A 3,726-nucleotide genomic window follows, 5' to 3' on the forward strand; every position below is an offset into this window, starting at 1 on the left:
GGCGGCGGGTACAGGCTAGTGGACAGCCAGTGGCGGCCAACAGCATCCGGCGGCCTCTGCCGGCAACGGACCGCCGGTGACGCCGCACCGTTTCTGCGAGCAAAATCTCAGTTTTCGGCGTGGAGCCAACGTAGGGTAGTCCGGTCCGCTGTTGAAGAAGAAGGAGCATTCGTGAAGTCGTTTGCCTGTGGTGATGTGGTTCCCGGTTGTGACGCCCGCTGGGTGTGCAGCACCGACGATGAAATTCTGGTCAATGTGGCCGCCCACGCGGCGTCCGCACATGGGCTGGAGGAGCTGCCGGCCGACGTCGTGCAGTCGGTCCACAGAGCCATCGTTCCCGTTAGTTGATTCACGAGGCAGGCGGCCTCCCGCCCGACGCCGGGGCCGTGCCGGGCCCGGATTGGGAGAAGCAACTGGCGGCCGCCTGCCGGGGTGTCGGCCTTTCCGCGGCCTACCAGCCCATTGTTGATACCGCGCGCGGCACAGTGGTGGGCTATGAGGCCCTGGCCCGGTTTCCGGGTTTCGCCGAAAAGAATCCCGAGGTGTGGTTTGCCGCCGCGCGCACGCATGGCCTGGCAGCCGAGCTCGAGGCCGCAGCCTTGCGGGCGGCGCTCGCGGCGCGTCCCACTTTGCCGCCGAACTGCTTCCTGACCCTCAACGTCTCACCGGAGCTGCTGTTGACGGAGGAGATCCGTGGCATCTGGCGCGGCCAGGGAAACCTTGCCGGTCTGGTGGTCGAGCTGACGGAGCAGACCCCGATCGACTCCTATCTGGAGCTTGAGCCCGACCTCAACCAGCTGCGCGCTGCCGGCGCGCTGATCGCCGTCGACGACGCCGGTGCCGGCTATGCCGGGCTCCGGCACCTGCTGGCCCTGCGGCCTTCGCTGATCAAGCTGGATCGTGAACTGATCCAGGATGTTGACACTGACGAGGCCAAGCGTGCCCTGATCTCCATGCTCGGAACCTTTGCCAGCCGCGTCGATGCCTGGATCCTGGCCGAGGGAGTGGAGCGCGTGGAGGAACTGGACGCCCTCGTCGCCCTCGGCGTACCCCTGGTGCAGGGGTATTGCCTGGCCCGGCCCGGGCCGGCGTGGGAAAAAATCGATCTCGACGTTGCCCACCGTCTGGCGTCCAACCCCCCGGCGACGCACCAGAGCATCATCCGGGACATCGTGGAACCCGCGACGACGGCCGCCACCACTGCGACGGCGGCGGCCGCGTTTGATGACAACCCGGCCCTGCAGTCGGTGGTGCTGATGGGCGATCATTTGCGGCCCGTTGCGGTGCTCGACCCCTCCGCGGCGGTCCTCGGCATCGTGAGCCCGGGAATGCGGGTCAACCTGGACACGCCGCTCAGCGAAGCCCTGGCCCGTTCCATGACGCGGACCCAGGCCAACCGGTTTGACCCCCTGCTGGTGACGGACAACGCCGGCCGCTTTGCCGGCGTCGCCCGCATGGAGCGGATGATCACGGCGCTGGCCGCGGACAGCTAACCGTCCGCCGGGTCCGGGCCGCCGGGTTGTCCTTCCCGCAACTGGCCTCCCAGCAGTTGGTCCGTGGCGGGATCGGGCAGGCCATCGAAATAGCGGTCCAGGACGACGCGAAACACGGGTTCGCCGGGCGCGGCCCGCTGGAACAGCGTCATGGAGGAGTGCAGCTTCCGGGTGTCGATACCGCCGAAAATTTGCACCGCGGACCGCCCCTGAAGTTCGGCCACTGCGGCGGCAGCCTCCCGCAGCCGCGGGCCAAGGACGCCATGCCGGCAGTAAGCACGGGCCTCGGCCAGGGAGGAGATGGCGTACTTCCGGGCGGTTTCGCTGCGGCCCAGGCCCGCGAGCTGGGGGAAAACGAACCACATCCAGTGACTCCTCTTCATGCCTGACCGCAACTCCGCCAGGGCATGCCCGTAGGTTCCGCCGGCGTCCTGGGCCGCCACGAACCGTTCAAGATCGTAAAGGTCTTCCATGCCCGCTAGGCTACGTCCCCCGGTGCCGGAGTGACAGCACGGCGACAGGCCGCCCGCGGGCGAAGGGGTCATTCGGCCGGGGCTGGATTGCCGGTCCCGGGCGTATCGTGTCCCCCATGGCGAATGTCTTGGAGATGGTCGGCGTTGTGAAGCGGTTCGGGCCCGTGGTTGCCTTGAATGGTTTGGATTTTTCAGTCGAGGCGGGCGAGGTCCACGGCTTCCTCGGACCGAACGGCTCCGGCAAATCGACCACGATTCGCCTGCTGCTGGGCATGCTTCGCGCCAATGCTGGCTCCATCCGGGTGCTGGGCCTTGACCCGTGGCGCGACGTCGCGAGCCTCCACCGGCGCCTGGCCTACGTCCCCGGGGATGTGGCGTTGTGGCCCAACCTGACCGGCGGAGAAGTGATCGACCTCCTCGGCCGGCTCCAGGGCGGCCAGGACCTGGCCCGGCGGGCCCAGCTGTTGGAGCTCTTCGACCTCGATCCGACCAAGAAGTCCCGGGCCTACTCCAAAGGCAACCGGCAGAAAGTGGCCCTGGTCGCTGCCCTGGCCACCGACGCTGAGCTGTTCCTGCTGGACGAGCCCACCAGCGGACTGGACCCCCTGATGGAGGAGGCCTTCCGCGGCTGTATCCGGGAACTGCGGAACCAGGGCCGCACGGTCCTGCTCAGCAGCCATATCCTCAGCGAGGCCGAGGCACTTTCGGACCGCGTTAGCATCATCCGTGAGGGCCGGGTGGTGGAGACGGGGCGGCTTGATGAACTCAGGCACCTGACCCGTACCTCCGTCACTGCCGATGTCGCGGTGGTACCGGCGGGCTTGAATGCACTGCCAGGGGTCCACGACGTCGTCGTCACGAACCACCGCGTCAGCGCCCAAGTGGAACCGTCCGGCCTGGCCCCGCTCATGCGGGCGCTGACCGACGCGGGACTCGTCGCGCTGACCAGCCAGCCGCCCACTCTGGAGGATCTCTTCCTTCGCCACTACGGCGCGGCGGTGCCCGTGGCCGCGGCCGGGTCGAGCAGCGGACGCACCGCCGATGCGTGAAACGTTGGCGGGGACCGGAGTCCTGATCAGGCTCGGGCTCCGCCGCGACCGATGGCTGTTGCCGGCGTGGATCGCCGGATTCGCCGCGACAACGTATTCAACCGCGGTGGCCGGCGCCGAGCTCTACCCCGATGTGGGGAGCCGGGTCGAGGCCGCGACGGCCCTGAACGCCACGGCCTCGCTCGTGGCCCTCTTCGGCAGGGTCTACGACCCCACGTCCCTCGGTGCCCTGTCCCTCATCAAGTACACGGCGTTCATGGCTGCCATCCTCGCCGTCCTGATGGTGTTCATCACCGTCCGCCATACCCGCAGCGACGAAGAGTCCGGGCGGCTCGAGCTCCTGGGCGGCGGCCGGATGGGCCGCGACGCGCCGCTCGCGGCCGCCCTCACCATCAGCTTCGGAGCCAGCATTGTCCTGGGGCTGGTCACGGCGGTGTCTTTGGCCGCCGGCGGACTTCCGGCCGCCGGCTCGATTGCGTTCGGACTGGGCTGGGCTGCCACCGGCATGGCGTTCAGCGCCGTGGCCGGGGTCACCGCCCAGCTGACGGCCAGCGCACGGGCTGCCACGGGAATGAGCCTCGGCGTCGTTGCCGTGACCTATGCGCTGAGGGCGGTGGGGGACCTCGCCGAACCGGGGCCCTCCGCGCTGTCCTGGCTTTCGCCGATCGGCTGGAACCAGCAGATCCGGGCCTTCGCCGGGGACCAGTGGTG

General features: G+C 68.7%; 4 protein-coding genes and 1 pseudogene. 4 read left to right on the forward strand and 1 reads right to left on the reverse strand.

Annotated features, from left to right (window positions below; all coding sequences use genetic code 11):
* Nucleotides 1-171: 171 nt before the first annotated feature.
* Together Y706_RS29315 and Y706_RS0113390 are read left to right on the forward strand one after the other, a co-directional pair.
* Nucleotides 172-348, forward strand: coding sequence for a DUF1059 domain-containing protein (locus Y706_RS29315; protein WP_162159079.1), 177 nt, complete (start codon nucleotides 172-174; stop codon nucleotides 346-348).
* Nucleotides 345-1,493, forward strand: coding sequence for an EAL domain-containing protein (locus tag Y706_RS0113390; protein ID WP_028276973.1), 1,149 nt, complete (start codon nucleotides 345-347; stop codon nucleotides 1,491-1,493). The genes Y706_RS29315 and Y706_RS0113390 overlap by 4 nt, the downstream gene beginning before the upstream one ends.
* Here Y706_RS0113390 and Y706_RS25460 read toward each other — a convergent pair.
* Nucleotides 1,490-1,966 carry a DUF1810 domain-containing protein gene (locus Y706_RS25460; RefSeq protein ID WP_043436154.1) on the reverse strand — a complete coding sequence of 159 codons (477 nt, stop codon included), beginning with the start codon at nucleotides 1,964-1,966 and terminating at the stop codon, nucleotides 1,490-1,492. The two genes, Y706_RS0113390 and Y706_RS25460, sit on opposite strands and share 4 nt — an antisense overlap.
* 116 nt (nucleotides 1,967-2,082) lie before the next feature.
* Between Y706_RS25460 and Y706_RS0113400 the strand changes: the two genes are divergently transcribed.
* Together Y706_RS0113400 and Y706_RS25465 are read left to right on the forward strand one after the other, a co-directional pair.
* Nucleotides 2,083-3,015, forward strand: coding sequence for an ABC transporter ATP-binding protein (locus Y706_RS0113400; protein ID WP_028276974.1), 933 nt, complete (start codon nucleotides 2,083-2,085; stop codon nucleotides 3,013-3,015).
* Nucleotides 3,008-3,726, forward strand: a pseudogene (locus tag Y706_RS25465) (ABC transporter permease); the annotation flags it as partial. The gene Y706_RS0113400 and the pseudogene Y706_RS25465, both read left to right, overlap by 8 nt.

Source organism: Arthrobacter sp. I3 (assembly GCF_000520575.1).
Classification (GTDB): domain Bacteria; phylum Actinomycetota; class Actinomycetes; order Actinomycetales; family Micrococcaceae; genus Arthrobacter; species Arthrobacter humicola_A.

Coding starts and splice junctions, on each gene's coding strand:
- Y706_RS25460 (WP_043436154.1), bottom strand. CDS start 1,966: ATGGAAGACCTTTACGATCTTGAACGGTTCGTGGCGGCCCAGGACGCC.
- Y706_RS0113400 (WP_028276974.1), top strand. CDS start 2,083: ATGGCGAATGTCTTGGAGATGGTCGGCGTTGTGAAGCGGTTCGGGCCC.